The organism is Streptomyces sp. NPDC006872 (genome assembly GCF_040635845.1).
Classification (GTDB): Bacteria; Actinomycetota; Actinomycetes; order Streptomycetales; family Streptomycetaceae; genus Streptomyces.
In genome coordinates this window covers 46,445-69,623 of sequence record NZ_JBEYIL010000015.1, presented here as the reverse complement: position 1 = coordinate 69,623, position 23,179 = coordinate 46,445, and the positions used below count along the sequence as shown (strand labels likewise).

Sequence of the window (23,179 nt, the reverse complement as noted above, 5' to 3'; positions counted from 1 at the left end):
GAGTGCCGTTGGCCGAGCGTCAGGCCACGATCAACGAGATCCCGTAGGCCACCGCAGCCGCGCAGGCGACGAAGCACGCGTACGCGCCCGTCACCGCGAGGGTGGCCGAGCCGCCCTCCGCCGTTGCGCGTTCCTGCCGCGACAGGCCCATGACGCCCAGGGTGAACAGGGTCACCAGACCCACGGTGACCACGAGGCTGACGCCGAAGACGGAGCCCAGGGCCGCCCAGTCGATCTTCATGCTGCTTCTCTTCCTTCGTACCGGGTGCGCGGGCTCAGACGGCCGGGGCCGTGGGCTCGACGGCCGTGGCGGTGGCTGCGGGGGACGGGATGGTGGCCGTCAGGCTGTCGGTGACCGGCGCCGTCGGGATCGCCGCCGGCTCCTCCGTCCCGTTGACGTTGGAGGCGTCGATGACCTCGCGCCGCGAGATCTTCCAGATCGCCGCGCTGGAGGCCACCAGGAAGATCGCGACCACCGCGGTGCCCCAGTCGCCCAGGTCGGTCACGGACTCGGCCAGCGCGCCGACCAGGGCCGCCGCCGGCAGCGTCAGGCCCCACGCGACGAACATCCGTGTCGCCGTCGACCAGCGGACCACTCCGCCCTTGCGGCCGAGCCCCGCGCCCATCACCGCACCGGAGACCGAGTGGGTGGTGGAGAGGGAGAAGCCGAGGTGGGAGGAGGCCAGGATGACCGTGGCCGCGCTGGTCTGGGCGGCGAAGCCCTGCTGCGGCTGGAGGTCGGTCAGACCCTTGCCCATCGTGCGGATGATGCGCCAGCCGCCGAGGTAGGTGCCGAGCGCGATGGCGAGGCCCGCGGAGAGGATGACCCAGGTGGGCGGATCCGAGTCGGGGGCCACGGCGCCGCCGGCGACGAGGGCGAGGGTGATGATGCCCATCGTCTTCTGCGCGTCGTTCGTGCCGTGGGCGAGCGAGACCAGGCCGGCCGAGGCGATCTGGCCGGCGCGGTAGCCCTTCGCCGCGGCCTTGCCGTCGGCCTTCTTGCCGAGGGTGTAGGACAGGCGGGTCGCCAGCATCGCCGCGATGCCCGCGACGATCGGGGCCGCGATGGCCGGGATCAGGACCTTGGTGACCAGGGCGTCGCCGTGCACCGCGCCCATGCCGGCCGAGGCGATGGTGGCGCCGATCAGACCGCCCATGAGGGCGTGCGAGGAACTGGAGGGCAGGCCCACCAGCCAGGTCAGCAGGTTCCAGAGGATGGCGCCGACCAGTGCGGCGAAGATGACCTCGGGCCGGATGCCCGTCTCGTCGACGAGTCCCTTGGAGATCGTGTTGGCGACCTCCACGGAGAGGAACGCGCCGACGAGGTTGAGCACGGCGGACATGGCCACCGCGACCTTGGGTCTGAGCGCACCGGTCGAGATGGTCGTGGCCATCGCGTTGGCGGTGTCGTGGAAACCGTTCGTGAAATCGAACGCGAGTGCGGTTACCACCACAATCGCGAGGATCAGCGAGAAGCTTTCCATTTACCCAGGCAATCGTTCGAAGTAATCGGCCGGTTGAACGTAAGTAACCTGGGTGAACGGAAGGTGAACTGAAGGGGGCTTGACGGTGTCCATTGGGGCGGGAGCGGGGCTCTGTTTCTTCTCTGTGCCGCCGGCGGCACAGACGCCGCACGGCTAGTCCCCTTTTGCGAACCTCTGCAGCCCGTCGGCGGAGCCGTTGAAGAGATTCTGGTCACCCGGCAGGCTGCCGCTGTCGGCGTACTGCCAGAAGGTCCACGTCGACCATCCGGCCGGCAGAACGCCCGCGTCGGCGGACCGGTAACGGGCGATCCACAGGGCGTGATCCGCGGCGAAGGCGCTGCTGCCGCCCGTGCACAGATTCCACCAGTGGGTCGTCGTGTAGATCACCGGGCGACGGCCGATGAGCCGGTGCACCTCGTCGCTGAAGGCCCTGATCCAGGCGACCGTCTGCGCCTTGGTCAGGCCGTAGCACTTGTTCGAGCCGCCGTAGGGGTTGTACTCGATGTCGAGGGCGGGCGGCAGGGTCCGGCCGTCCGTGCTCCAGCCGCCGCCGTTGCCGACGAAGTGCGCGGCCTGCGCCTTGCCCGAGCCCTTGTCCGGCAACGCGAAGTGGTAAGCGCCGCGCAGCAGTCCGACCGCGCCGGCGCCCTCGTACTGCGCGTCGAAGTACGGATTGCGGTAGGAGGTGGACTCGGTCGCCTTGACGTAGACGAACCCCGCCCCCGCGGCCTTCGCCCGCTGCCAGTCGACGGTCTTCTGGTGGGACGAGACGTCATGCCCCCTCGGCTGCTCCGCCGCGCGGGCGGGCGCCTGGGCGAGCGCGGTCCCCGCGGCGGCGAGCGCCACGGCACAGGCCGCCCACGCGAGGCCGCGGCGACACCCGGACGGCGTGGACGGCGTGGGCGACGGAGCGTGGGCGCGAGCCATGATTCCCCCGGAACGGCGGCGTGCACGAAACGAAAACGAACCAGAGGTTAGGGGAAGATCCACGAATATCGGTGGGTGTTCGTCGATCTCCGGCCAAATCACCTCAAGGGGAGGAGCGCGGCATGGCTGAGCAGCGGCGCGAGCAGGGGGACGCCCGGGACTCCGGGGACGGCGCACAGGGTGCGGCGGAGCGGCGGGGGAGGCGTGCGGTCCCCGAGGAGGCCCGCGCCTGGGAGGCGCTCGTGACGACGGCCCGCCGCACCGTGACCGACGGACTGGTCGTCGGCACCTCCGGCAACGTCTCCGTGCGCGTCGGCGACACCGTGCTGGTCACACCGTCGGGCGTGCCCTACGACCGGCTCGCCCCGGACGACGTCACCGGCGTCGACCTCACCGGCCGTCAGGTGCTCGGCGGCCTGGTCCCGACCAGCGAACTGCCCATGCACCTCGCCGTCTACCGCGGCACCGACGCCGGGGCGGTCGTCCACACCCACGCCGTGCACGCCACGGCCGTCTCGACCCTCGTCACCGAGCTTCCCCGCGTCCACTACATGGCGGCCGCGCTCGGCGGACCCGTCCGGGTCGCCCCCTACGCCACGTACGGCACCGAGGAGTTGGCCGAGAACATGCTCCAGGCCCTTGCGGACCGCACCGGCTGCCTGCTGCAGAACCACGGCACCCTCACCTACGGCGCCACCCTCGACCAGGCCTATGACCGCACGGCCCAACTGGAGTGGATGTGCCGCCTGTGGCTGACGGCCTCGTCGCTGCCCGGCCGGAACCCCACCCTACTGACGGAGGAACAGGTGGCGCAGGCGGGGGAGCGGCTCCGGGGGTACGGGCAGCGGCCCTGACCCTGCTCCCCACCGGCCCTGCTCCCACCGGCCCCCGTCACTCTCGCCGACCGCACCACTGGCCGCTCGCAGGGATGGCCAGGACACTGGACGGGTGCGCACTGTCAGAGCGACGGCCGCCGCCGTCACCGCAGTCCTGGCCGCCGGCGCGGCCGGCGTCGCCGTCGGCCGGTTCGCCAGCGACGCCGCGCTGAAGGCGCCGCCCGGCCGGCCCCTGCCCACCGAACCCCGGCTCACCGTGCACAGCACGGCCGCCGGACAGATCACCCTCACCCGCGACCTGGCCGCCCTGCGTCCCGGCACCTACGGGCTCTCCGGGAACGGCTCCCACGCGGTCGTCGGCGCCGTCCTGCCCACCGCCCCGCACTCCGCCGACACCGTCGTACGCCGCCTGGAACGCGTCACGCACGGCACCCTGAACCCCCGGGACGCGGTCTGGCTCACCCCGAACCTGCACATCGGCAACCCCGGCAGCGCCCTCGGCCTCGACCACGCCGACATCGACATCCCGGGCGAGCTGGGCAACCTGCCCGCCTGGTTCGTCCCCGGCGCCCGGCGCACCTGGGTGATCGCCGTGCACGGCCTGGGCACCACCCGGGAACACGCGCTGAACGTCATGGCCTTTCTGCACCGCCGCCGCTTCCCCGTGCTCGCCCTCGCCTACCGCGGCGACCTCGGGGCGCCCCGGTCCCCGGACGGTCTCAACCACCTCGGCGAGACCGAGTGGCGCGACCTGGACGCGGCGATGCGGTACGCCGTGCGCTACGGCGCCGAACGCGTCGTCCTGCTCGGCTGGTCCACCGGCGCGACCATGGCACTGCGCGCCGCCGCCGACTCGGGGCTGCGCGACCTCGTCTCGGGGCTCGTGCTCGACTCCCCGGTCCTCGACTGGCGGGCGACGCTGCGGGCCCTCGCCGCCGCCCGGCACACTCCCGGCGCCCTGCTGCCGCTCGCCGTCCGCGCCGCCGAGGGCCGCACCAGCCTGCGCGGCAGCTACGGCGGCTCCCGCAGCTCCGGAGACCTCGGCGACGCGGCCGCCGATCCGGCCCGGCTGAGGGTCCCGACCCTGATCCTGCACGGCCCCGACGACACCGTCGCCCCCTGGCGCGTCTCCCGTCGCCTGGCCGACCGCCGCCCCGACCTGGTCGCCCTGCACACCGTCGCGCACGCCCCGCACGGCGCCATGTGGAACGCCGACCCCGAGGCCTACGAGGAGGCCCTCCGCCGCTTCCTCACCCCACTGATGTGACCCTGCGGCGACCGCTCATGTGAGCCCGCGGCCGATGCGCCCGGAGCGGTCCCGGAGGTTCCGTTTAAGGCCGTACCACTGGCCGGAAGACGCCTCTCCGGCCCTCGCCGAACCCCGTGCGTTGGCCAGTCCCGTAGCCCGCCGTGACATTCCGTTTGGGTTTTCGGACCGTCAACCGGAAGACTGCACCCGTGACGTCCCGTATCCCGCGCGACTCCAGGCTTCGACTCGTCCGCCCGCGACCCCTGGCCGCCGCCCCCTCAGCTGTGAACGAGCGGCGCCCGCGCCGCCCTGCACCCCGCCCGCCGGAGGGCACCCCGGCCCCCGCTGAGCTGGCCAGAATGGCGCGCTCCGGACTGGCCGCCGCGGCGCGTGTCGCCCGCTGGGCCGACAACGCCCTCGGCCCCGGCCGAGACGCCGCGACCACCGACGGCAAGGCCACGCTCTCCGACACGACCGCCGAACGGGCGGCCAGTGATCTGGGCCTGACCACGGATCGGATCCGCGCCGACTGGGACACCGCCCGCCTCGCCGGTCTCGTCGAGGTGCACGGCGACAGCGCCCGCCCCGGCTGGCGGCTGCGCGCCTGGGACCGGGACGACAGCGCCGTGCTGCGCGGCTGGGTCGCCCTGTTCGACGCCTGGTCGCTCGCCTCCCCGGAACCCGCGGACCAGGAGCCCGCCGCGGTCGCCGAGGTCGTCTCGGCCATGCCTCAGGTGCTCTCCTTCCTCCAGCTGTCCGCCGGGCCCGTCCCCGTGGAACAGCTCCTGGACCTGCTGCGCCAGCGCGTCACCGAACTGCGCACCGAACGCTGCGAGGTCCCCTACGGCGCCGGGTCCGAAGCCGCGACCCCGCTCGCCGCGGTCCCCGTCGCCGACACCGACCCCGCGGAGCCCGCGCAGGACGCCGAGCTCGCCCCCCTCCTCGACTGGGCACTGCACGCCCTCGCCTCCGTCGGCGCCCTCACCTACGGCACCGGACAGGCCACGCTGACCCCGCTGGGCAGCTGGGCGGTCTGGGTCAAGCTGGAGCAGATCTGCGTCGCCGCGCAGAGCCCCGCCGGCAACATCGAGCAGTCGGCCGAGGGCATGCTCCGCGGCTGCGCCCAGCTCCGCCCGAACGCGGCCCGCGCCGAGTACCGCGCCTGGCTCGCGGCCCGGACCGTCGGCAGCGCCGTCGGCGAGCTGCTGTTCGCGGCCCGCGGGGACGACGCCCTGCTGCGCGGCCTCGCCTTCGAGGCGCTGCGCGTCGTCGGCGCCCCCGCCGAGCCCGACGTCCGCGCGGTCGTCGACGAGCCCGCCCTGCGGCCGTACGCGCTGCTGTGGCTCGCCGAGCACGACGGCGTGGACCCGGAGGACGCCCACGAGGTGCTCACCCGGGAGGAGGCCACCTGGCTGTGGGTCGACACCGCCGCGGCCGTCGCCGACCACGGCGAGGCGCCGATGCTCGTACGGCACCTGGAGTCCGCGCTGCAGCCGACCGTGCCCGCCCTGCTGACCGAGGTGCGTGCCGTCGGACACCCGCGCACGGTGCAGGTGCTGGTGGCGCTCGCCGCCGCGCACCCCGACCCGGCGCTGGCCAAGGCCGTCCGCCGGGCCGCCTTCCAGGTGCACACCGGGGGCAGCTGACCGCCCGGGAGAGCCCCGACGGGGCTCTCAGCCCTGTATCTCGGGCGCGTACGTGCCGAAGCTCCACAGGTTGCCCTCGATGTCCCGGGCCATGTAGTCCCGGGAGCCGTAGTCCTGGTCGGTCGGGGGCATCAGGATCTCCGCGCCGTGCTCCACGGCCCGCCGGTGGTGTGCGTCGACGTCGTCCACCACGACGTACACGCCGGTCGTGCCCGCGTTCTTCATCGCCGTGTCGAAGACGCTGCCGGTGCCCTTCGAGCCCAGCATCACCGCGCCGTTGCCCTGCACCAGCTCGGCGTGCACCACCGAGCCGTCCTCCCCCTCGTACACGGACAGCTCGGTGAAGCCCAGGGCCTCCGTGAGCTGCCGGATCGCCGCCTTCGCGTCGGCGTACAACACCGTCGGGTAGATGCTGGGACGCCCGCCGTTCGTGCCTGCCATGCCGATCACTCCCTTGTGCCGCATGCCGGATCTGTCGCCTTGCTCACCTCTCGCCCAGCATGGCACCCGGCACTGACAACGACCCGTGCCCCGGGAACGCCCCCCGATCCGTGATCGAACACCAGAACCGAAAAAAGTCCTTGCACGGTCCCGTTAGACTGGCGTCATGGCCATTCTCCTCGCGCATTAGACGGCGGGAACGTCCTCAGCCGCCCATCCCGCCAACTTCCCCGCACTGGAGTCTGTCCGTGATCTCCGCCTCCGGCATCGAGCTGCGCGCCGGTGCCCGCATCCTCATCGAGAACGCCTCCTTCCGCGTGGCCAAGGGCGACCGGATCGGTCTGGTCGGGCGCAACGGCGCCGGCAAGACCACCCTGACCAAGGTCCTGGCCGGCGAGGGCATCCCCGCGGGCGGCGCCGTCACCCGCTCCGGCGAGGTCGGCTACCTGCCCCAGGACCCCCGCACCGGCGATCTCGACACCCTCGCCCGCGACCGCATCCTCTCCGCGCGCGGGCTGGACACCCTGATCCGCAAGATGCGCGAGAACGAACAGCGGATCGCCAACGGCAGCGGCGCCACCCGCGACAAGGCGATGCGCCAGTACGAGCGCCAGGAGACGGAGTTCCTCACCAAGGGCGGCTACTCCGCCGAGGCCGAGGCGTCGACGATCGCCGCCGCGCTCAACCTGCCCGACCGGGTGCTCGGCCAGCCCCTGCACACGCTCTCCGGCGGTCAGCGCCGCCGCGTCGAACTGGCCCGCATCCTGTTCTCCGACGCGGACACGCTCCTCCTCGACGAGCCGACGAACCACCTCGACGCCGACTCGATCGTCTGGCTGCGCGACTACCTCAAGACCTACCGCGGCGGCTTCATCGTCATCAGCCACGATGTCGACCTGGTCGAGACGGTCGTCAACAAGGTGTTCTACCTGGACGCCAACCGTTCCCAGATCGACGTCTACAACATGGGCTGGAAGCTCTACCAGCAGCAGCGCGAGGCCGACGAGAAGCGCCGCAAGCGCGAGCGGCAGAACGCCGAGAAGAAGGCCGCCGCGCTGCACTCGCAGGCCGACAAGATGCGCGCCAAGGCCACCAAGACGGTCGCCGCGCAGAACATGGCCCGCCGCGCGGACAAGCTGCTCTCCGGCCTGGAGGCGGTCCGCCAGGCCGACAAGGTCGCCAAGCTCCGCTTCCCCGAGCCCTCGCCCTGCGGTAAGACGCCCCTGATGGCCGAGGGCCTGTCGAAGTCGTACGGCTCTCTGGAGATCTTCACCGACGTCGACCTGGCCATCGACAAGGGCTCCCGGGTCGTCATCCTCGGCCTCAACGGCGCCGGCAAGACGACCCTGCTGCGGCTGCTGGGCGGGGTGGAGACGCCCGACACCGGTGAGGTCGTCCCCGGTCACGGTCTCAAGCTCGGCTATTACGCCCAGGAGCACGAGACGCTCGACCCGGAGCGCACGGTCCTGGAGAACATGCGCTCCGCCGCCCCCGACCTGGACCTGGTCGAGGTCCGCAAGACGCTCGGCTCGTTCCTGTTCTCCGGCGACGACGTCGACAAGCCCGCCGGCGTCCTGTCCGGCGGCGAGAAGACCCGGCTGGCCCTCGCCACCCTCGTGGTCTCCTCGGCCAACGTGCTGCTCCTCGACGAGCCGACCAACAACCTCGACCCGGCCAGCCGCGAGGAGATCCTCGGCGCGCTGCGCACCTACAAGGGCGCGGTCGTCCTCGTCACCCACGACGAGGGCGCGGTGGAGGCGCTGCAGCCCGAGCGGATCATCCTGCTGCCCGACGGCGTCGAGGACCTGTGGGGCTCCGACTACGCGGATCTGGTCGCTCTGGCCTGATCGAATGCGTGATCCACAGCGTTGGATCATTCGTCTGGATCATTCGGCCTACCGGTGATCCATCATCTGTGTGAGATCTCCTCGTATCGAGGTGTGTCCTACATCGATTTCTCGGCCGATCCCTTTGTCGACAAGGGATCGGCCGTTGCGCGTCTCTGACCTGCTACTTCTCGGAACAACCCGTTCGGCCCCACGAACGCCGCTGGGTGGAATCACAGATTCCACTTGTGGGTGAGCGCTCCTGTCGTCAAAACCCTGTCGCACGGACCTTGCCGAATGGGTGGCCATCGGGCTCCGGAGGGGTGATCATGAGGGGACCAGAGCGCACTTCCCATGAGGAGGCACGGGTGGCCGAGACTCTGAAGAAGGGCAGCCGGGTAACCGGCGCCGCGCGCGACAAGCTCGCGGCAGACCTGAAGAAGAAGTACGACTCCGGTGCGAGCATCCGAGCACTGGCCGAGGAGACCGGCCGCTCGTATGGCTTCGTGCACCGGATGCTCAGCGAGTCGGGCGTCACGCTTCGTGGGCGTGGCGGGGCGACGCGAGGCAAGAAGGCTGCCTCGTCCTGACCCCCGGGCGGCCCACCGGCTTCGATGGTGGCCACCCGGTCGTTCTTCCGAGCGGCCGGGTGGTTACTGTGCAGTCACTTAGCTGACCGCTAGCTGACCGCACCCATCGGAGGCGCCCCATGGCCACGCCCGACCAGGAACTCGTTCCCCTGCTCGACAAGGACGGCGTACGGCTCACCGTCGACGACGCGCTCGCGACGGTGACGCTGGCCAACCCGGCCAAGCGCAATGCGCAGAGTCCCGCGATGTGGCGGGCGCTCGCCGAGGCCGGGCGGCTGGTGCCGGGCTCCGTCCGCGTGGTGGTGCTGCGCGGCGAGGGCAAGTCCTTCTCCGCGGGGCTCGACCGGCAGATGTTCACGCCCGAGGGGATCGAGGGCGAGCGGTCCTTCATCGATCTCGCACGCAGTGGCGACGCCGAACTCGACGCCGCCATCGCGGAGTTCCAGGAGGGCTTCACCTGGTGGCGGCGCAACGACGTCGTGTCCATCGCCGCCGTTCAGGGCCATGCCATCGGTGCGGGCTTCCAGCTGGCCCTCGCCTGTGACCTGCGCGTCGTCGCCGACGACGTGCAGTTCGCCATGCGCGAGACCAGCCTGGGTCTGGTGCCGGACCTGACGGGCACGCATCCCCTCGTCTCGCTGGTCGGCTACGGCCGTGCGGTCGAGATCTGCCTGACCGGCCGGTTCGTGCACGCGGAGGAAGCGGTGAGCACCGGGCTCGCCAACCTCGCCGTGCCCGCGCCTGAGCTCGACGCGGCCACGAGCGAGCTGGCCGCGGCCGTCCTGGCCGCGCCCCGGGAGGCGGTCATCGAGACCAAGGCCCTCCTGCGCGGCGCGGGCGACCGCACCTACGACGACCAGCGCGCCGCGGAACGAGCCGCCCAGGCCCGCCGCCTGCGCGACCTGGCCGGCATCGGCGAGTAGCCCCCGACCGACCGCGTCCGACCGACCGCGTCCGACTGACCGCCCCCGACCGACCGCGTCCGGCTGCCCACTGTCGGCAGCCCGCCGCAAGCCGACGGCAGCGGCCGACCGACGGCCGTGACGTGGCTGCCGCTGCCAGAGCCGTCAGTGGTCGCCGGTCAGCCCGCCGGTGCCGGCCGGCCGCCGCCGGCGGCGGCAAGTCGGCTGCCGTCAGCTCACCGCCGTCACCAGCACCGCGACCGTCGGGTGGTCCGGCAGGGCCTCCGCGACCGCTGTGCGGACCGCGCGGGTCACGGCCAGGGCCGGGCGGTCCGCGGCGACCGTGATCTCCACGCGCGCGTGGCGGCGCGGCAGCGCGGCCGCGGTGGTCGCGTCCTGGTGCTCCTCGATGCGGACGCCCCGTCCGAGGACGGCGCTCGTACCCGTCACGCCCGGCACGGACAGCGCCGCCGTGGCCGCGAGTGCCTCGTCTCCGGTCAGGTCGGGCCCGGCCGGTACCGGCGCGGGGGACTGTTCGGGCTCGGCCCCCGGGTCCTCGTCCAGGAGGGCCGTCACCCTGAGGTCCACCTCCGACACCGCCAGCCCCAGCCGGTCCGCCGCAGCCGCCGCCAACGCGTCCCGTAGCCGGGAGGCCGCCGTCGGCAGTGGCTCGGACGGCCCGGCCGCGCACTCCGCCGTCACCCGCAACGGTCCCGGCGCCAGCCCGCTCGGCGGAGCCGGCACCACGGACTCGAACTCCGCCTCCGGATCCGCCGGCCCCAGCCGCAGCGTTCCCAGCCGCACGCCCGGCACCGTCCGCACCGCCCGCCGCAGCACCGCCTCCGCCGCCGCCTCCGTGATCCACGCGCCGTCCCGCGGTCCGCCCAGCGGGAGCAGCCTGCCGAGGCCCAGCTGATGCCGTACCGCGCTCGTCCATCCGTCCCCAGTCATTGCTCCAGCCTGCCGCATGACCTGAGCGCGGTCGGGCAACCGCGCTTACCGTGGTCGAAGGGACGAGAGCCGAACCGGATGTGAGGACCTACGGCGATGACCGATCAGGCGGAACAGAACCGGACGCAGACCCCCGAAGGCGGCGCCGAGCCGCTGCACACCCGCAAGGCCGTGAAGCGCGGCGGCGGGGCCCCGGCGACCCGTGGGCGGACCACCATCGCCGACGGGGTCGTGGAGAAGATCGCAGGCCTCGCGGCCCGGGACGTGCTCGGCGTCCACGCGATGGGCAGCGGGCTGAGCCGCACCTTCGGCGCCGTGCGCGACCGGGTGCCGGGCGGCTCGAAGTCCGTGACCCGAGGGGTGAAGGCCGAGGTCGGCGAGGTGCAGACCGCGCTCGACCTGGAGATCGTCGTCGACTACGGGGTGGCCATCGCCGATGTCGCGCAGGCCGTGCGGGAGAACGTGATCGCGGCCGTGGAGCGGATGACGGGCCTGGAGGTCGTCGAGGTCAACATCGCGGTGAGCGACGTCAAGCTGCCCGACGAAGAGGACGAGGAGCCGGAGCCCCGGATCCAGTGACGCACACACGGCCGGGTGACCGGACCGTCGAGGGGAGAGCACCTTGAGCATGGCCGTGGTCGGCATGATCGCCGGCATGGCGCTGGGCTTCGCCGGGTACTTCGGCGGGTTCGGGGCCTTCCTGTTGGTGGCGGCACTGGGCGCCATCGGGTTCGTCGTCGGCCGGTTCCTGGAAGGGGACCTGGAACTCGGCGACTTCTTCCGCACCCGCGACGACCGGCGCCGGTGACGTCCGTGACCGAGGGCAGTGCGAGGGGCGACGCCGTCGGCACAGGCTCCACCGTCGTCCCGCCGGGGCAACGCGGCGCGACCCGTATCGCCGACCGGGTCGTGGCGAAGATCGCCGCCCAGGCCGCGCGCGAGGCGGTCGGCCCGCTGCCGGCCGACGCGGGGCGCCCGCACGCCACCGTCGTCGTACGCGCCCACTCCCAGCGTTCGGGCGGCGGGACGCCCGTCGAGGCCGCGCACGTCCGGATCCATCTGGAACTCGACTATCCGACCGACATCGGCGCCCGTTGTCATGAGGTGCGTCGTCATGTCACCGAGCGGGTAGGCGCGTTGGTGGGAATGGAAGTTCCGGAGGTCGCCGTCCAGGTCGAACGGCTGCACCTGACATCGGCCCCCGGCACGGCACACGGGAGGACGCGATGAGCGAGCCCGGAAGCTTGCGGGGCGGCAGCACTGCGCCTGTTCTGGAGAAGGAGGCGCCGCCACCGGACGAGCACCCCGGTCGGGGCGGGCCCGCGGGTCACCGCTTCTGGTCGGCGCGCCGCGTGCCGGCCGGCATCGTGGCGGTGGCGCTGCTGGTCGTCGCGGGCGGCTTCCTCTACGACGTCGCCGCCGTCCGCGCCGACCGGGAAGCCATGGCCTGGCGGCGGAACCTCGCCCGGCAGCTCGCCGAGCGCCCCCTCGACGACATCTGGGTGCTGGTCGGCGCCGGGATCGCGGCGGCCCTCGGCGGATGGCTGATCCTCCTGGCCGTCACCCCGGGGCTGCGGGACGTCCTGCCGATGAACCGTCCGCAGCCCGACGTCCGCGCCGGGCTCCAGCGGGCCGCCGCCGCGCTGGTGCTGCGCGACCGGGCCATGGAGGTCGCCGGCGTGCAGTCGGTACGGGTCCGCACCGGCCGCCGGAAGGCCGACGTCCGCGCGGTCTGCCACTTCCGCGACCTGGACGACGTGCGCGCCGACCTGGACACCGTCCTCACCGACGCGGTCCGCGGCCTGGGCCTGACCCGGCCGCCCGCGCTCTCGGTCCATGTGCGGCGACCCGGGAAGAAGGGGTGAGCGCGATGCCCGCGACCGTGAACCGGGTGCTCCTCGGTCTGGTCGGACTGGTGCTGCTGGCCGTCGGCGGCGCGGTGCTGGCCGTCGGCCTGGGGGTCTCCCCGCCGTCCTGGTGGATCCACGACGGACGCCACGACGTCCTCCTCAGCGCCGCCGAACGCACGCGTTGGCGCGACGAGGCCTGGTGGTGGCCGACGGTCATCGCCGCCCTGGCCCTGCTCGTCCTGCTCGCCCTGTGGTGGCTGACGGCGGTCCTGCGCCGCCGTCGGCTCGGTGAGGTCCTCGTCGACACGGGCGACGGCGCGGGAGCCCTGCTGCGGGGCCGCGCCTTGGAGGGCGTGCTCACGGGCGAGGCGGGCCGGGCGGCCGGCGTCGCCCACGCGCACGTGGCGTTGACGGGCCGGCGGGAGGCGCCTCAGGCACGGGTGCGGCTCCTGCTGGAACCCCATGTGGACCCGGCGACCGTCCTCGACGAGCTCACGGCACACGCGCTGACGCACGCCAGGAACTCGGCGGCGCTGGCGGCGCTGCCGGCCGAGGTCCGTCTGAAGGCGGCCAAGCACAAGGCGGAAAGGGTGAGTTGACCGCCGCCGGCCCGGTCGCGCTCCCCTCCCGTTCCCTGAAGGGCCGGCTAGAACCCGTGCCGCATCCCGCCGTCCACCGGCAGCATGACGCCCGTCAGATAGGAGGCGGCGGGAGACAGCAGGAACGCCGCCGTCCGGCCGAACTCCTCCGGAGTCCCGTAACGCCGCAGCGGGATGCGGGACTCCATCGCGGTCCGGGTGGCCGCCGGGTCGGCCGAGAGGGCGTCCAGTTCCCGCACCCGGTCGGTGTCGATCCGGGACGGCAGCAGCCCGACCACCCGGATCCCCCGCGGCCCCACCTCGTCGGCCAGCGACTTGGCGAACCCCGCGAGCCCGGGCCGCAGCCCGTTCGAGATCGTCAGCCCGGGGATCGGCTCGTGCACCGACGCCGACAGCACGAACCCGATGACCCCGCCGGCCTCCAACTCGGCGGCGGCCGCCCGCGCGAGCCGGACCGCGCCGAGGAACACCGACTCGAACGCGGCCTGCCACTGCTCGTCCGTGCTGTCCGCGACGAACCCGGGCGGCGGCCCGCCCACGCTCACCAGCACCCCGTCGAACCCGCCGAAGGCCTCCCGGGCCGCGGCGATGAGCCGGGCCGCCGCCTCCGGCTCGGCGTTGTCCACGGCCACGCCGACGGCGTTCGGCCCCAGCTCGGCGGCCGCCTCCGCGGTGCGCTTCTCGTCACGGCCGGTGAGCACGACCTTCGCGCCGTCCGCGACGAGCTCGCGCGCGGCGGCGTTGCCCAGGCCGCGCGTGGCTCCGGTGACGACGTACACCCGGTCCTTCAGTCCAAGATCCATGGTCCCTATCCTGCCTCCTCGCCGTCGAACAGGGCGAAGGCGGTGTGCACCAGGCCGATGTGGCTGAAGGCCTGCGGGAAGTTGCCGAGGTGCCGTTCGGCCGCCGGGTCGTACTCCTCCGCCAGCAGCCCCACGTCGTTGGCCAGGCCCACCAGCCGTTCGAACAGCTCCCGCGCCTCCTGCGTACGGCCCGTCATGTGCAGCGCGTCCGCCAGCCAGAACGAGCAGGCCAGGAAGGCGCCCTCGGCGCCCGGCAGACCGTCGACGGTCGCGCCTTCCGTGCTGTAGCGGCGTACCAGGCCGCCGCGCCCGAGCTCCGCGCGGACCGCGTCGACGGTGCCGACGACCCGAGGGTCGTCCGGCGGCAGGAAGCCGACGCGCGGGATCAGCAGCAGGGAGGCGTCCAGGTCGGCCGAGCCGTAGTACTGGGTGAAGGTGTTGCGCTCCGGGTCGTAGCCCTGCTCGCACACCTCCCGGTGCACCTCGTCGCGCATCGCCCGCCAGCCCGCCAGGTCGCCGCCCAGCTCGGGGTGCTCCTCGATCGCGCGGACGGCCCGGTCGGCGGCCACCCACACCATCACCTTGGAGTGCACGAACTGCCGCCGGCCGCCGCGCACCTCCCACAGTCCCTCGTCGGGCTGGCGCCAGTTCTCGCTCAGCCAGTTCATCAGCGCGCTCTGCACCGCCCACATGTGCGGCCTGGGCGACATGCCCGCGGTCCGGGCCAGCGACAGCGAGTCCATGACCTCGCCGTAGACGTCCAGTTGCAGCTGGTTCACCGCTCCGTTGCCGATGCGGACGGGCTTGGAGCCGGCGTAGCCGGACAGCCAGGGCAGCTCGCACTCGGGCAGCCGGCGCTCGCCCGCCAGCCCGTACATGATCTGCAGGTCCGCCGGATCGCCCGCGACGGCGCGCAGCAGCCAGTTGCGCCACGCCTCGGCCTCCTCGTGGTAGCCGGCCGCGAGGGCGGCCCCGAGGGTGAGGGTGGAGTCGCGCAGCCAGCAGAAGCGGTAGTCCCAGTTGCGGACCCCGCCCAGCTCCTCGGGCAGCGAGGTGGTGAGCGCGGCGACGATGCCGCCGGTCGGGGCGTAGGTGAGGGCCTTGAGGGTGATGATCGAACGCATCACGATGTCCCGGTGGGGCCCGCGGTAGCGGCAGCGGGCGGACCACTTCTGCCAGTCCTCGACGCTGGTGCGCAGCGCCTCCCACGGGTCCACCAGCGGCGGGCGGGACTCGTGCGAGGGGTGCCAGGTCAGCACGAAGGCGACCGACTCGCCCTCGGCGACGGTGAACTCCGAGAGCGTGCAGAAATCCTCGCCCCAGGTGCGCACGGCCGGCTCGCTGCGGAACCAGGCCGCGTCCGGACCGGCGACGGCCACGCGATGCCCGTCCACCCGGCGCATCCACGGCACGACCCACCCGTAGTCGAAGCGCAGCCGCAGCGTGCTGCGGACGGTGACCCGGCCGCGCAGCCCCTCGACGACGCGGACGACGTCGGGGGCCCCGTCGCGCTGGGGCATCAGGTCGGTGACCCGGATCGCGCCCTCGTCGCTCTCCCACTCGGTGTCCAGGACGAGCGTGTCGGGCCGGTAGGCGCGCCGGGTGCAGGGACCCTCGACGTCCTTGGGGGCGATGCGCCAGTGGCCGTTCTCCTCGTCGCCGAGGAGGCGGGCGAAGCAGGCCCCGGAGTCGAAGCGGGGCAGGCAGAGCCAGTCGACGGAACCGTCCGTGCCGACCAGGGCGGCGGTCTGTTCGTCGCCGATGAGGGCGTAGTCCTCGATGCGGGGGTGCATGGGATTGCGAGTTCCCGGCGGACCGGGGCGGCAATCAGGGGTGCGGCCTGGCGAGTGACGGCAGGCTCACCGGCGCGCCCGCCCCGGAGAAGACGACACCCGGGTCCGACGGGGCCTGGTTCAGCACCCACAGGCCGATCAGGGTGGCCAGCGTGAAGACGACGGCGATGAGCACGGCGAGCACCAGCCGCCGTCGGCGTTCGCGCCGCAGCCACGCGCCGCGGGCCGTGCGATAGGCGTCCGGGGCGGGCGGCCGCACCCCGCCGGCCAGCGCCTCCAGGGCCTCGCGCAGCTCCCGCTCGGTGCGGTCGGTGTCGTTCATCGCCGGGTCTCCATCGCCTGGGTGAGCGCGGCCAGGCCGCGTGAGGTGTGGGTTTTCACGGACCCGCAGGAGATGCCCATCGCGGCGGCGATCTCGCTCTCCTTCAGCCCGAGCCAGTGCCGCAGCACGAGCGCCTCGCGCTGCCGGGCGGGCAACTGCTGGAGGGCGTCGATCAGCACGCGCTGGTCGTCGCGCAGCAGTGCGGTGCTCTCCGCGGAGGCGACCGTCTCGTCCGGCAGCTCCGGCGGGCTCTCCACATGCCGGCGGGCGACCTGGAGGTGGCGTATCCGCATCCGGGTCAGATTGCAGACGGTGGAGCGCAGATAGGCCTCGGCCGCCTGTACGTCCCGCAGCCGCCGCCACTTGCGGTAGATCTGGTAGTAGGCCTCGGCGACCACGTTCTCCGGGTCGTCCGCGCCCAGCAGCACGGCGAGCCGCAGCATCGAGGAGTAGTGCAGCGCGAAGAGCCGGGCCAGGCCCGCCTCGCGTTCCAGCTCGGCCGGGTCGCTCGCCACGGGGGCGAGCGGCTCGACGGGGGGCTCCTGCACGGGGATCAGGGGTCTGCGTCTCACGGGTGGTTCGCTCCCGTCTCGGGGCGCCGCCTGAGGACCAGGCGGGAGGGCAGGTCGGTGGTGTCGGCGCCGCGCGGGACGCCGAGCCGGTCGAGGGCCGCGGTGCCGGCCACCGCGACGGTCAGATTGAGCAGCAGCGCCACGAGTCCGGCGTAGATCTCCACCGGTCCGAACCCCAGGCTGACGATGGAGGAGAACCCCTCGCGCACCACCATGAAGGTCCCGGCCGCCATGCCGGCCGCCCACCCGGCGAGCAGCGCGCGCGGATGCAGCCGCCCGGTGAACAGCCCGACGGCCACGGCCGGGAAGATCTGCAGGATCCACACCCCGCCCAGCAGCTGGAGGTTGACGGCGTCCTGGTCGCGCAGCCCGAACACGAACGCCACCGCGCCGATCTTCGCGGTCAGCGACACCGCCTTGGCGATCCGCACCTGCCGCTTGGGCGTGGCCGTCGGATGGACGTACTCGACGTACACATTGCGGACGAAGCTGGTGGCGGCGGCGATCGACATCACGGCCGCCGGGACCAGCGCGCCCACGGTGATCGCCGCGAACACCAGCCCGGCCAGCGGAGCGGGCATCAGCCGGTCGACGAGCATCGGGACGGCTGCCTCGGCGCCCCCTTCCGGAGCCCGCACCCCCGCCGCGAGGGCCGCGACGCCGAGCAGGCCGAAGAGGGCGAGCAGCCCTGTCCAGACGGGCAGCGCCGCGGAGACCTTGCGCAGGGTGCGCGGCCCGTCGGCGGCGAACCCGGCGGTGAGCACATGCGGGTACATCAGCAGCGCGAGCGCCGACCCGAGCGCGAGCGTGGCGTACGCCGGCTGCTGCGCGGGGGTCAGGACCAGCGCCGAGTGCGCCACATCCGTCGCGCCGCTTCTGCGCGCCGCGCCCTCGAACACCGCCCCGGGCCCGCCGAGCCGCCGGAGCACCAGCCAGCAGACGGCGGTGAGCGACACGAACACCGCCACCGCCTTCAGCGCGGAGATCACCGCGGGCGCCCGCAGCCCGTGCCGGTAGGTGGCCACCGCGAGCCCCGCGAACAGCGCCACCATCACCAGATCCCCGGCCGCGCCCCGCGGATACACGCCCCCGGCCGTCAGCACCGCCCGTATCCCGAGCAGTTGCAGGGCCAGGTACGGCATGGTCGCGAGGATCCCGGTCAGCGCCACGACCAGGGCCAGTGGCGGCGACCCGTACCGCCCCCGGACGAAGTCGGCCGCGGTGACATAACCGTTTCTGCGGGCCACGCTCCACAGCCGGCTCAGCAGGACGAAGGCGAGCGGGCAGACGATCACCGTGTACGGCACGGCGAAGAACGCGGGCGCCCCACTTCCGTACGCGAGGCCCGGGACGGCCGTGAAGGTGTACGCGGTGAAGATCGTGCCGCCGAGCAGCAGCCAGGTCCAGACGGGGCCGAGGGAGCGGTCGGCGAGCGCCCAGCCCTCCAGGGAGGGCAGCCGGTCGCTCGGGCGCAGCCGACGCGCGGTCGCGGCGAGCAGCGACGCCCCGCCGATCACGGCGAGGAACGTCGTGGTCATGGCGCCGTCGGCCATGGGTCACCGTCCTTGGTGTGCCTGAACCCTCACCGGTTCAGTTGCGCTCACGGCCGTTTCGGTTGACGCGGAACAGACGGGAAATCCTCTGGGAATTCGCTGTCAACCACTTCCGGCGGGCGGGCAACTCTTGCACAGACCGACAGCGAGCGGGAGAGCCGCCCTTCGCTGATCTCCAGGCACCCCGGTTCACGAGGTGTGCCGCACCGCCCAGGCGAGGAGCCGCCATGCCTACGTCCACCCTGCCCGAAACCGGCCGTCCGGTGCCGGAAAAGTCGCGTATATCACCAAGGTCCGTGCTGTTGTGGACCGTTGTCGCCCTGCTCGGCGCCGTGGCCTGGGGCGTCCTGGCCCTGGCCCGGGGCGAGGAGATCTCGGCCGTCTGGCTGGTCGTCGCGGCCCTCGGCTCGTATGCGATCGCCTACCGCTTCTACTCCCGCTTCGTCGCCCGCCGCGTCCTCGAGCCGGACGACCGCCGGGCCACCCCCGCCGAACGCCTGGAGGACGGGGTCGACTTCCAGCCGACCGACCGTCGCGTCCTGTTGGGCCACCACTTCGCCGCGATCGCGGGCGCCGGACCGCTGGTGGGCCCGGTCCTCGCGGCCCAGATGGGCTATCTGCCCGGCACCCTGTGGATCGTCGCCGGGGTGATCTTCGCGGGCGCGGTGCAGGACATGGTCGTGCTGTTCCTGTCGATGCGGCGGAACGGAAAGTCGCTGGGGCAGTTGGCGAGCGACGAGATCGGCCGCGTAGGCGGGGCCGCGGCCCTGATCGCCGTCTTCGCCATCATGATCATCCTGCTGGGCGTGCTGGCGCTGGTCGTGGTCAACGCCCTCGCCCACTCGCCCTGGGGGACCTTCTCGGTCGCGATGACCGTCCCCATCGCCCTCTTCATGGGCTTCTGGCTGCACCGCATCCGCCCGGGCCGGGTCGTCGAGACGAGCTTCATCGGCGTGGCGCTGCTCCTGCTGGCGATCGTCGGCGGTGGCTGGATCCAGAACTCCTCCCTCGCGGACGCCTTCACCCTCAGCCCCACGACCCTGGTCTTCTGCCTGATCGGCTACGGCTTCGTCGCCTCGGTCCTGCCGGTGTGGATGCTTCTCGCCCCGCGCGACTACCTTTCCACCTTCATGAAGATCGGCACGATCGCGCTGCTGGCGGTCGGGGTGGTCGTGGCCGCGCCCGTGCTCAGGGCGGACGCGGTGAGCGACTTCGCGAGGTCGGGCGCGGGCCCGGTCTTCGCGGGCTCGCTCTTCCCCTTCCTCTTCATCACGATCGCGTGCGGCGCGCTGTCCGGCTTCCACGCGCTGGTCTCGTCCGGGACGACGCCCAAGCTGATCCAGAAGGAGTCGCAGGTCCGGCTCATCGGTTACGGCGCGATGCTGATGGAGTCCTTCGTCGCGATCATGGCGCTGATCGCGGCGGCCACGCTGGAGCCGGGCCTGTACTACGCGATGAACGCCCCGGCCGGACTGCTGGGCACGACGGCCGAGTCGGCGTCCCACGCGGTGGCCGGCCTCGGCTTCACCATCACCCCCGACCAGCTCACCCAGGCCGCCAAGGCGGTCGAGGAGCAGACCCTGATCGCCCGCTCGGGCGGCGCGCCCACCCTCGCCGTCGGCATGTCTGAGATCTTCTCCGGCGTCTTCGGCGGCGCCGCGATGAAGGCCTTCTGGTACCACTTCGCCATCATGTTCGAGGCGCTGTTCATCCTGACCACGGTGGACGCGGGCACCCGGGTCGGCCGCTTCATGCTCCAGGACATGCTCGGCAACGTGTGGAAGCCGGTCGGCCGGGTCAACTGGAAGCCCGGCATCTGGCTGTGCAGCGGCCTGGTGGTCGCCGCCTGGGGCTACTTCCTGTACTCCGGCGCGACCGACCCGCTCGGCGGGATCAACCAGCTCTTCCCGCTCTTCGGCATCGCGAACCAGCTGCTGGCCGCCATCGCCCTGACCGTCTGCACGACGGTGCTCATCAAGTCCGGACGACTGCGCTGGGCCTGGGTGACCGGCGTCCCGCTGGCCTGGGTGGTCGCGATCACCTTCACCGCGGGGTGGCAGAAGATCTTCTCCGACGACCCCAGGATCGGCTTCTTCGCCCAGCGCACGCGATACGCCGACGCCCTCGACGCCGGCCAGGTGCTGGCCCCGGCGAAGTCGTCGGCCGACATGCACACCGTGGTCACCAACTCCACCGTGGACGGCGTCCTGATCGCCGTGTTCCTGCTGCTGGTCGCCGTGGTGATCGTGAACGCGGCGGTCGTCTGCGTACGGGCCGTACGGTCCCCGGTCCCGCTGCCGACGACCGAGGCGCCGTACGTCGAGTCCCGTATCGACGTGCCCACGGCGGTGGGATCGTGAGGGTCGCCGTGCGCTGGGCGCGGGCGGTGCGCTGGTATCTGCGCGAGCTGACGGGGGAGGCGGAGTACGACCGCCACTGCGAGCGACACCGCCGCCGTCACCCACTCGCTCCGACCCCGACCCGCCGCGAGTACGAGACGCTGCGCAGCCGCCACCGCGAGGACCATCCCCAGAGCCGCTGCTGCTGAACAGCGGGGGCGGGACGGGGGATGGCGGGGCGGGGGGCTACACCGTCGCCGGTTCGGCCTGTTCCGTCGGCTGGGCGGCTGCCTGGGCCCGGTCGCGGGACTCGCGGCGGACCAGGATCACCCAGCCGACGGGGACGCCCACCGAGAACAGCCACCACTGGATGGCGTACGCGTAGTTCAGGGCCGCGTCCTCGCTGCCGGGCCGGCCGAGCAGCTCCGGGCTGTCGCCCTTCGGCTCGGGCGCGGTCTGCGCGATGTAGCCGCCGAGCACCTGGACGCCGAGGCGCTCGGCCTCCTGCTCGCTGTTGATCAGCATGATCTGCCGGTCCGGCAGTCCCTTGAGGTCCTTGATGCCGCTCGCCGAGGTCGTCTCGTCGGGCATCAGCCGCCCGGTGACCGTGACCTGGCCGCTCGGCGGCGCGGGGATCTTCGGGAACGCGGTCTGGCTCGGCCCGTCCGCGGGGATCCAGCCCCGGTTGACCAGCAGCACCTTGCCGTCCGTCAGGACGAACGGGGTGAGGACGTGGAAGCCGACCGTCTCGTCGGCGTTGACCCGGCGTCTGACGACGACCTCGTGCGCGGTGTCGAACGCGCCGGTGGCGCTCACGCTGCGGTACCGCTCGCTGCGGGTGACGGCGTGGCCCGGGGTGGTCAGCGTCTCCACGGGCACCGGCTCGGCGCCCAGGGCGTCGGAGACCAGCTGGTTGCGCGCGGTGCGCTCGTCGTAGCGATGCATCTGCCAGATGCCCAGCCTGATCATCGTGGGGATGAGGAGGAGGGAGACCAGCGTGAGGATCACCCACTGCCGGGACAACAGGAAGCGGTACACCCCACGACCGTACAACTCGGTCGTGGGGCGCATCAGGCCGGGTACCGGAAGCAGGCCTTCCGGGGGTGACCCTCGGGTGTTCCAGGTCGGGTCGGCTCAGGCTTCGTCGATTCACACTTTGTCGATGATGCCCACCCTGCCCTCCGCGCGGGCGCAGTGCGCGCCGCAGTACCAGTGACCCTCGACCTCGACGCCCTGCCCGATGATCTGGACCCGGCAGTGCTCGCAGATCGGTGCCATGCGATGAATCGCACAGGAGAAGCAGTCGAAGACGTGCACAGCGCCCTGAGCGTGAACCTCGAAGGTCATCCCGTAGTCATTGCCGCATACTTCGCATCTCGCCATGCGCCACAGGGTGAGCCGTCGCCCCCGCGCGGGCGAGCGGGCGGCGGGCGAGTCGCGTGCCAATCACCCGTACGTACGGGTCGCTCGCGCACGGCTCACTCGTCGGCGCTCTCCACATCCCGCAGGAGCTGCCCGAAGGCCGCCTCGTCCACCACCGGCGTCCCGAACTGGCGTGCCTTCACCACCTTCGACGTGCCCGAGTCGGGATCGTTGGTGACGAGGAGGCTGGTCAGCCGGGAGATGCTGGTCGCCACATGCAGCCCCGCCTCGGCGGCCCGGTCCTCCAGCAGTTCGCGCTCGACCGAGGTGTCGCCGGAGAAGGCGACCCGCATGCCCTGCTTGAGCGGTTTGTCGTCTTCGTATCGACCGGGGTTGGGATACGGACAGGCCGGCCGCTTGCGGGACGGTCGCCAACTGCTCGGCCGGTAGCTGCTGTAGCCGCCCTGACCGCCGCCGGGACCGCTCGCCTGCCGACCGATCAGGGGCGCGGGCCGGTCGGTCCACTCCGTCAGCGGCCGGCACTCCATCAGCGGCAGCCGGACACCGCCCGCGGCCGCGGCCCGCAGACTGGGCCGGAACGCCTCCGCGAGCACGCGCGCGTCGTCCAGCGCGTGGTGCGCCCGCTGCTGGACGACGCCGAAGTGGGCCGCCAGCGACTCCAGCTTGTGGTTGGGCAGCGGCAGCCTCAGCTCCTTGGAGAGGGCGATGGTGCACAGCCGCTGCCGCACCGGAGCCTCGCGCTGCGCGCGCGCGTACTCCCGCGCGATCATCTGCCAGTCGAAGACCGCGTTGTGCGCGACGAGCACCCGTCCGTCGAGCCGGGCGGCGAACTCCTCGGCCACGTCCTGGAAGAGGGGAGCGCCCTCCAGCACCTCGCTGGTCAGACCGTGTATCCACACCGGCCCCGGATCCCGCTCCGGATTGACCAGTGTGTACCAGTGGTCCTCGATCTCGCCGCGCGAGTCCAGCCGGTACACGGCGGCGGAGATGATCCGGTCGTCCCGGGCCAGGCCGGTGGTCTCCACGTCAACGACCGCGTACCCCTGGGGATACGCGGTCGGCCACTCCGTGGGGGAGGACGCTGTCGTCGTGTGGTCTTCGAGCATGGTCATT

At 72.6% G+C, this 23,179-nt stretch carries 26 protein-coding genes; 13 read left to right on the top strand and 13 right to left on the bottom strand.

The annotated features are described in order from the left end of the window. Nucleotides 1-19: 19 nt before the first annotated feature. The 3 genes from ABZ725_RS36240 to ABZ725_RS36230 form a co-directional block, all read right to left on the bottom strand. The gene (locus ABZ725_RS36240) at nt 20-241 is read right to left on the bottom strand and encodes a hypothetical protein (RefSeq protein WP_358806657.1); all 222 of its coding nucleotides are present in this window, start codon (nt 239-241) and stop codon (nt 20-22) included. Nucleotides 242-275: 34 nt separating this feature from the next. Beyond that, nucleotides 276-1,484 carry an inorganic phosphate transporter gene (locus ABZ725_RS36235; protein ID WP_358806656.1) on the bottom strand — a complete coding sequence of 403 codons (1,209 nt, stop codon included), beginning with the start codon at nt 1,482-1,484 and terminating at the stop codon, nt 276-278. A gap of 153 nt (nt 1,485-1,637) precedes the next feature. After that, nucleotides 1,638-2,411 carry a lysozyme gene (locus ABZ725_RS36230; protein ID WP_358806655.1) on the bottom strand — a complete coding sequence of 258 codons (774 nt, stop codon included), beginning with the start codon at nt 2,409-2,411 and terminating at the stop codon, nt 1,638-1,640. 122 nt (nt 2,412-2,533) lie between these two features. Between ABZ725_RS36230 and ABZ725_RS36225 the strand changes: the two genes are divergently transcribed. The 3 genes from ABZ725_RS36225 (at nt 2,534) to ABZ725_RS36215 (ending at nt 6,142) form a co-directional block, all read left to right on the top strand. Further along, nucleotides 2,534-3,265: a class II aldolase/adducin family protein gene (locus tag ABZ725_RS36225; RefSeq protein ID WP_358806654.1), complete on the top strand. Its 732-nt coding sequence runs from the start codon at nt 2,534-2,536 to the stop codon at nt 3,263-3,265. Between the two features lie 94 nt (nt 3,266-3,359). Further along, on the top strand, nt 3,360-4,514 hold the full coding sequence (locus ABZ725_RS36220; protein ID WP_358806653.1) for an alpha/beta hydrolase: 1,155 nt from the start codon (nt 3,360-3,362) through the stop codon (nt 4,512-4,514). Nucleotides 4,515-4,705: 191 nt separating this feature from the next. Continuing rightward, on the top strand, nt 4,706-6,142 hold the full coding sequence (locus tag ABZ725_RS36215) for a hypothetical protein (RefSeq protein ID WP_358806652.1): 1,437 nt from the start codon (nt 4,706-4,708) through the stop codon (nt 6,140-6,142). A gap of 27 nt (nt 6,143-6,169) precedes the next feature. Here ABZ725_RS36215 and ABZ725_RS36210 read toward each other — a convergent pair whose 3' ends face one another. Then, nucleotides 6,170-6,583, bottom strand: a complete 414-nt coding sequence (locus ABZ725_RS36210; RefSeq protein WP_358806651.1) for a VOC family protein — start codon at nt 6,581-6,583, stop codon at nt 6,170-6,172. 248 nt (nt 6,584-6,831) lie between these two features. Between ABZ725_RS36210 and ABZ725_RS36205 the strand changes: the two genes are divergently transcribed. The 3 genes from ABZ725_RS36205 to ABZ725_RS36195 all read left to right on the top strand — a co-directional run bounded on the left by ABZ725_RS36205 (nt 6,832) and on the right by ABZ725_RS36195 (nt 9,922). Continuing rightward, a complete protein-coding gene (locus ABZ725_RS36205) occupies nt 6,832-8,430 on the top strand; it encodes an ABC-F family ATP-binding cassette domain-containing protein (protein ID WP_358806650.1) in 1,599 nt (532 codons plus the stop codon). 347 nt (nt 8,431-8,777) lie between these two features. Further along, nucleotides 8,778-8,999 carry a helix-turn-helix domain-containing protein gene (locus ABZ725_RS36200; RefSeq protein WP_004002281.1) on the top strand — a complete coding sequence of 74 codons (222 nt, stop codon included), beginning with the start codon at nt 8,778-8,780 and terminating at the stop codon, nt 8,997-8,999. A gap of 119 nt (nt 9,000-9,118) precedes the next feature. Next, complete coding sequence (locus ABZ725_RS36195; protein ID WP_358806649.1) at nt 9,119-9,922, top strand: enoyl-CoA hydratase/isomerase family protein; 804 nt, start codon at nt 9,119-9,121, stop codon at nt 9,920-9,922. 210 nt (nt 9,923-10,132) lie between these two features. Here the strand turns inward: ABZ725_RS36195 and ABZ725_RS36190 are convergent, their stop codons facing one another. Continuing rightward, complete coding sequence (locus ABZ725_RS36190; protein WP_358806648.1) at nt 10,133-10,852, bottom strand: nucleopolyhedrovirus P10 family protein; 720 nt, start codon at nt 10,850-10,852, stop codon at nt 10,133-10,135. 96 nt (nt 10,853-10,948) lie between these two features. Between ABZ725_RS36190 and ABZ725_RS36185 the strand changes: the two genes are divergently transcribed. The 5 genes from ABZ725_RS36185 to amaP are packed head-to-tail and all read left to right on the top strand — an operon-like array spanning nt 10,949 to nt 13,301. Then, nucleotides 10,949-11,431 carry an Asp23/Gls24 family envelope stress response protein gene (locus ABZ725_RS36185; protein ID WP_351908336.1) on the top strand — a complete coding sequence of 161 codons (483 nt, stop codon included), beginning with the start codon at nt 10,949-10,951 and terminating at the stop codon, nt 11,429-11,431. Between the two features lie 43 nt (nt 11,432-11,474). Further along, nucleotides 11,475-11,660, top strand: coding sequence for a hypothetical protein (locus tag ABZ725_RS36180; protein ID WP_351764570.1), 186 nt, complete (start codon nt 11,475-11,477; stop codon nt 11,658-11,660). Nucleotides 11,661-11,665: 5 nt separating this feature from the next. Next, the gene (locus ABZ725_RS36175) at nt 11,666-12,082 is read left to right on the top strand and encodes an Asp23/Gls24 family envelope stress response protein (RefSeq protein WP_358806647.1); all 417 of its coding nucleotides are present in this window, start codon (nt 11,666-11,668) and stop codon (nt 12,080-12,082) included. Further along, nucleotides 12,079-12,717 (top strand): DUF6286 domain-containing protein, encoded by a 639-nt coding sequence (locus ABZ725_RS36170; RefSeq protein ID WP_358806646.1) that lies wholly within the window; start codon nt 12,079-12,081, stop codon nt 12,715-12,717. The genes ABZ725_RS36175 and ABZ725_RS36170 overlap by 4 nt, the downstream gene beginning before the upstream one ends. Nucleotides 12,718-12,722: 5 nt before the next feature. Next, nucleotides 12,723-13,301 carry an alkaline shock response membrane anchor protein AmaP gene (gene amaP / locus ABZ725_RS36165; protein WP_358806645.1) on the top strand — a complete coding sequence of 193 codons (579 nt, stop codon included), beginning with the start codon at nt 12,723-12,725 and terminating at the stop codon, nt 13,299-13,301. Between the two features lie 47 nt (nt 13,302-13,348). On the opposite strand, the gene ABZ725_RS36160 is transcribed toward amaP, so the two are convergent. From ABZ725_RS36160 to ABZ725_RS36140, 5 genes are read right to left on the bottom strand one after another with little or no spacing between them, the layout of a single operon-like run. Further along, nucleotides 13,349-14,104 carry an SDR family oxidoreductase gene (locus ABZ725_RS36160; RefSeq protein ID WP_358806644.1) on the bottom strand — a complete coding sequence of 252 codons (756 nt, stop codon included), beginning with the start codon at nt 14,102-14,104 and terminating at the stop codon, nt 13,349-13,351. Between the two features lie 5 nt (nt 14,105-14,109). Further along, nucleotides 14,110-15,897 carry a glycoside hydrolase family 15 protein gene (locus tag ABZ725_RS36155; RefSeq protein WP_358806643.1) on the bottom strand — a complete coding sequence of 596 codons (1,788 nt, stop codon included), beginning with the start codon at nt 15,895-15,897 and terminating at the stop codon, nt 14,110-14,112. Nucleotides 15,898-15,931: 34 nt separating this feature from the next. Next, nucleotides 15,932-16,219, bottom strand: a complete 288-nt coding sequence (locus ABZ725_RS36150; RefSeq protein ID WP_351908323.1) for a hypothetical protein — start codon at nt 16,217-16,219, stop codon at nt 15,932-15,934. Next, nucleotides 16,216-16,776: a SigE family RNA polymerase sigma factor gene (locus tag ABZ725_RS36145; RefSeq protein ID WP_358806807.1), complete on the bottom strand. Its 561-nt coding sequence runs from the start codon at nt 16,774-16,776 to the stop codon at nt 16,216-16,218. The genes ABZ725_RS36150 and ABZ725_RS36145 overlap by 4 nt, the downstream gene beginning before the upstream one ends. Before the next feature lie 11 nt (nt 16,777-16,787). Beyond that, nucleotides 16,788-18,344, bottom strand: a complete 1,557-nt coding sequence (locus ABZ725_RS36140; RefSeq protein WP_358806642.1) for a sodium:solute symporter — start codon at nt 18,342-18,344, stop codon at nt 16,788-16,790. Between the two features lie 227 nt (nt 18,345-18,571). Between ABZ725_RS36140 and ABZ725_RS36135 the strand changes: the two genes are divergently transcribed. Together ABZ725_RS36135 and ABZ725_RS36130 are read left to right on the top strand one after the other, a co-directional pair. After that, nucleotides 18,572-20,704, top strand: a complete 2,133-nt coding sequence (locus ABZ725_RS36135) for a carbon starvation CstA family protein (RefSeq protein ID WP_358806641.1) — start codon at nt 18,572-18,574, stop codon at nt 20,702-20,704. Continuing rightward, entirely contained in the window at nt 20,701-20,892 is a 192-nt protein-coding gene (locus ABZ725_RS36130; RefSeq protein ID WP_358806640.1) for a YbdD/YjiX family protein, read from the top strand. Before ABZ725_RS36135 ends, ABZ725_RS36130 begins: the two co-directional genes overlap by 4 nt. Nucleotides 20,893-20,929: 37 nt before the next feature. On the opposite strand, the gene ABZ725_RS36125 is transcribed toward ABZ725_RS36130, so the two are convergent. The 3 genes from ABZ725_RS36125 to ABZ725_RS36115 all read right to left on the bottom strand — a co-directional run bounded on the left by ABZ725_RS36125 (nt 20,930) and on the right by ABZ725_RS36115 (nt 23,172). After that, nucleotides 20,930-21,721, bottom strand: a complete 792-nt coding sequence (locus tag ABZ725_RS36125) for an SURF1 family protein (RefSeq protein ID WP_358806639.1) — start codon at nt 21,719-21,721, stop codon at nt 20,930-20,932. A gap of 111 nt (nt 21,722-21,832) precedes the next feature. Next, a complete protein-coding gene (locus ABZ725_RS36120) occupies nt 21,833-22,066 on the bottom strand; it encodes a hypothetical protein (RefSeq protein WP_143637050.1) in 234 nt (77 codons plus the stop codon). Between the two features lie 95 nt (nt 22,067-22,161). Next, on the bottom strand, nt 22,162-23,172 hold the full coding sequence (locus ABZ725_RS36115) for a DEDDh family exonuclease (protein ID WP_358806638.1): 1,011 nt from the start codon (nt 23,170-23,172) through the stop codon (nt 22,162-22,164). Between the last annotated feature and the right edge of the window lie 7 nt (nt 23,173-23,179).

Excerpts from the sequence above, each read along its gene's own strand:
- ABZ725_RS36240 (WP_358806657.1), bottom strand. The coding sequence starts at position 241 with ATGAAGATCGACTGGGCGGCCCTGGGCTCCGTCTTCGGCGTCAGCCTC.
- ABZ725_RS36235 (WP_358806656.1), bottom strand. The coding sequence starts at position 1,484 with ATGGAAAGCTTCTCGCTGATCCTCGCGATTGTGGTGGTAACCGCACTC.
- ABZ725_RS36230 (WP_358806655.1), bottom strand. The coding sequence starts at position 2,411 with ATGGCTCGCGCCCACGCTCCGTCGCCCACGCCGTCCACGCCGTCCGGG.
- ABZ725_RS36225 (WP_358806654.1), top strand. The coding sequence starts at position 2,534 with ATGGCTGAGCAGCGGCGCGAGCAGGGGGACGCCCGGGACTCCGGGGAC.
- ABZ725_RS36210 (WP_358806651.1), bottom strand. The coding sequence starts at position 6,583 with ATGGCAGGCACGAACGGCGGGCGTCCCAGCATCTACCCGACGGTGTTG.
- ABZ725_RS36195 (WP_358806649.1), top strand. The coding sequence starts at position 9,119 with ATGGCCACGCCCGACCAGGAACTCGTTCCCCTGCTCGACAAGGACGGC.
- ABZ725_RS36190 (WP_358806648.1), bottom strand. The coding sequence starts at position 10,852 with ATGACTGGGGACGGATGGACGAGCGCGGTACGGCATCAGCTGGGCCTC.
- ABZ725_RS36185 (WP_351908336.1), top strand. The coding sequence starts at position 10,949 with ATGACCGATCAGGCGGAACAGAACCGGACGCAGACCCCCGAAGGCGGC.
- ABZ725_RS36170 (WP_358806646.1), top strand. The coding sequence starts at position 12,079 with ATGAGCGAGCCCGGAAGCTTGCGGGGCGGCAGCACTGCGCCTGTTCTG.
- amaP (WP_358806645.1), top strand. The coding sequence starts at position 12,723 with ATGCCCGCGACCGTGAACCGGGTGCTCCTCGGTCTGGTCGGACTGGTG.
- ABZ725_RS36160 (WP_358806644.1), bottom strand. The coding sequence starts at position 14,104 with ATGGATCTTGGACTGAAGGACCGGGTGTACGTCGTCACCGGAGCCACG.
- ABZ725_RS36155 (WP_358806643.1), bottom strand. The coding sequence starts at position 15,897 with ATGCACCCCCGCATCGAGGACTACGCCCTCATCGGCGACGAACAGACC.
- ABZ725_RS36150 (WP_351908323.1), bottom strand. The coding sequence starts at position 16,219 with ATGAACGACACCGACCGCACCGAGCGGGAGCTGCGCGAGGCCCTGGAG.
- ABZ725_RS36140 (WP_358806642.1), bottom strand. The coding sequence starts at position 18,344 with ATGGCCGACGGCGCCATGACCACGACGTTCCTCGCCGTGATCGGCGGG.
- ABZ725_RS36135 (WP_358806641.1), top strand. The coding sequence starts at position 18,572 with ATGCCTACGTCCACCCTGCCCGAAACCGGCCGTCCGGTGCCGGAAAAG.
- ABZ725_RS36120 (WP_143637050.1), bottom strand. The coding sequence starts at position 22,066 with ATGGCGAGATGCGAAGTATGCGGCAATGACTACGGGATGACCTTCGAG.
- ABZ725_RS36115 (WP_358806638.1), bottom strand. The coding sequence starts at position 23,172 with ATGCTCGAAGACCACACGACGACAGCGTCCTCCCCCACGGAGTGGCCG.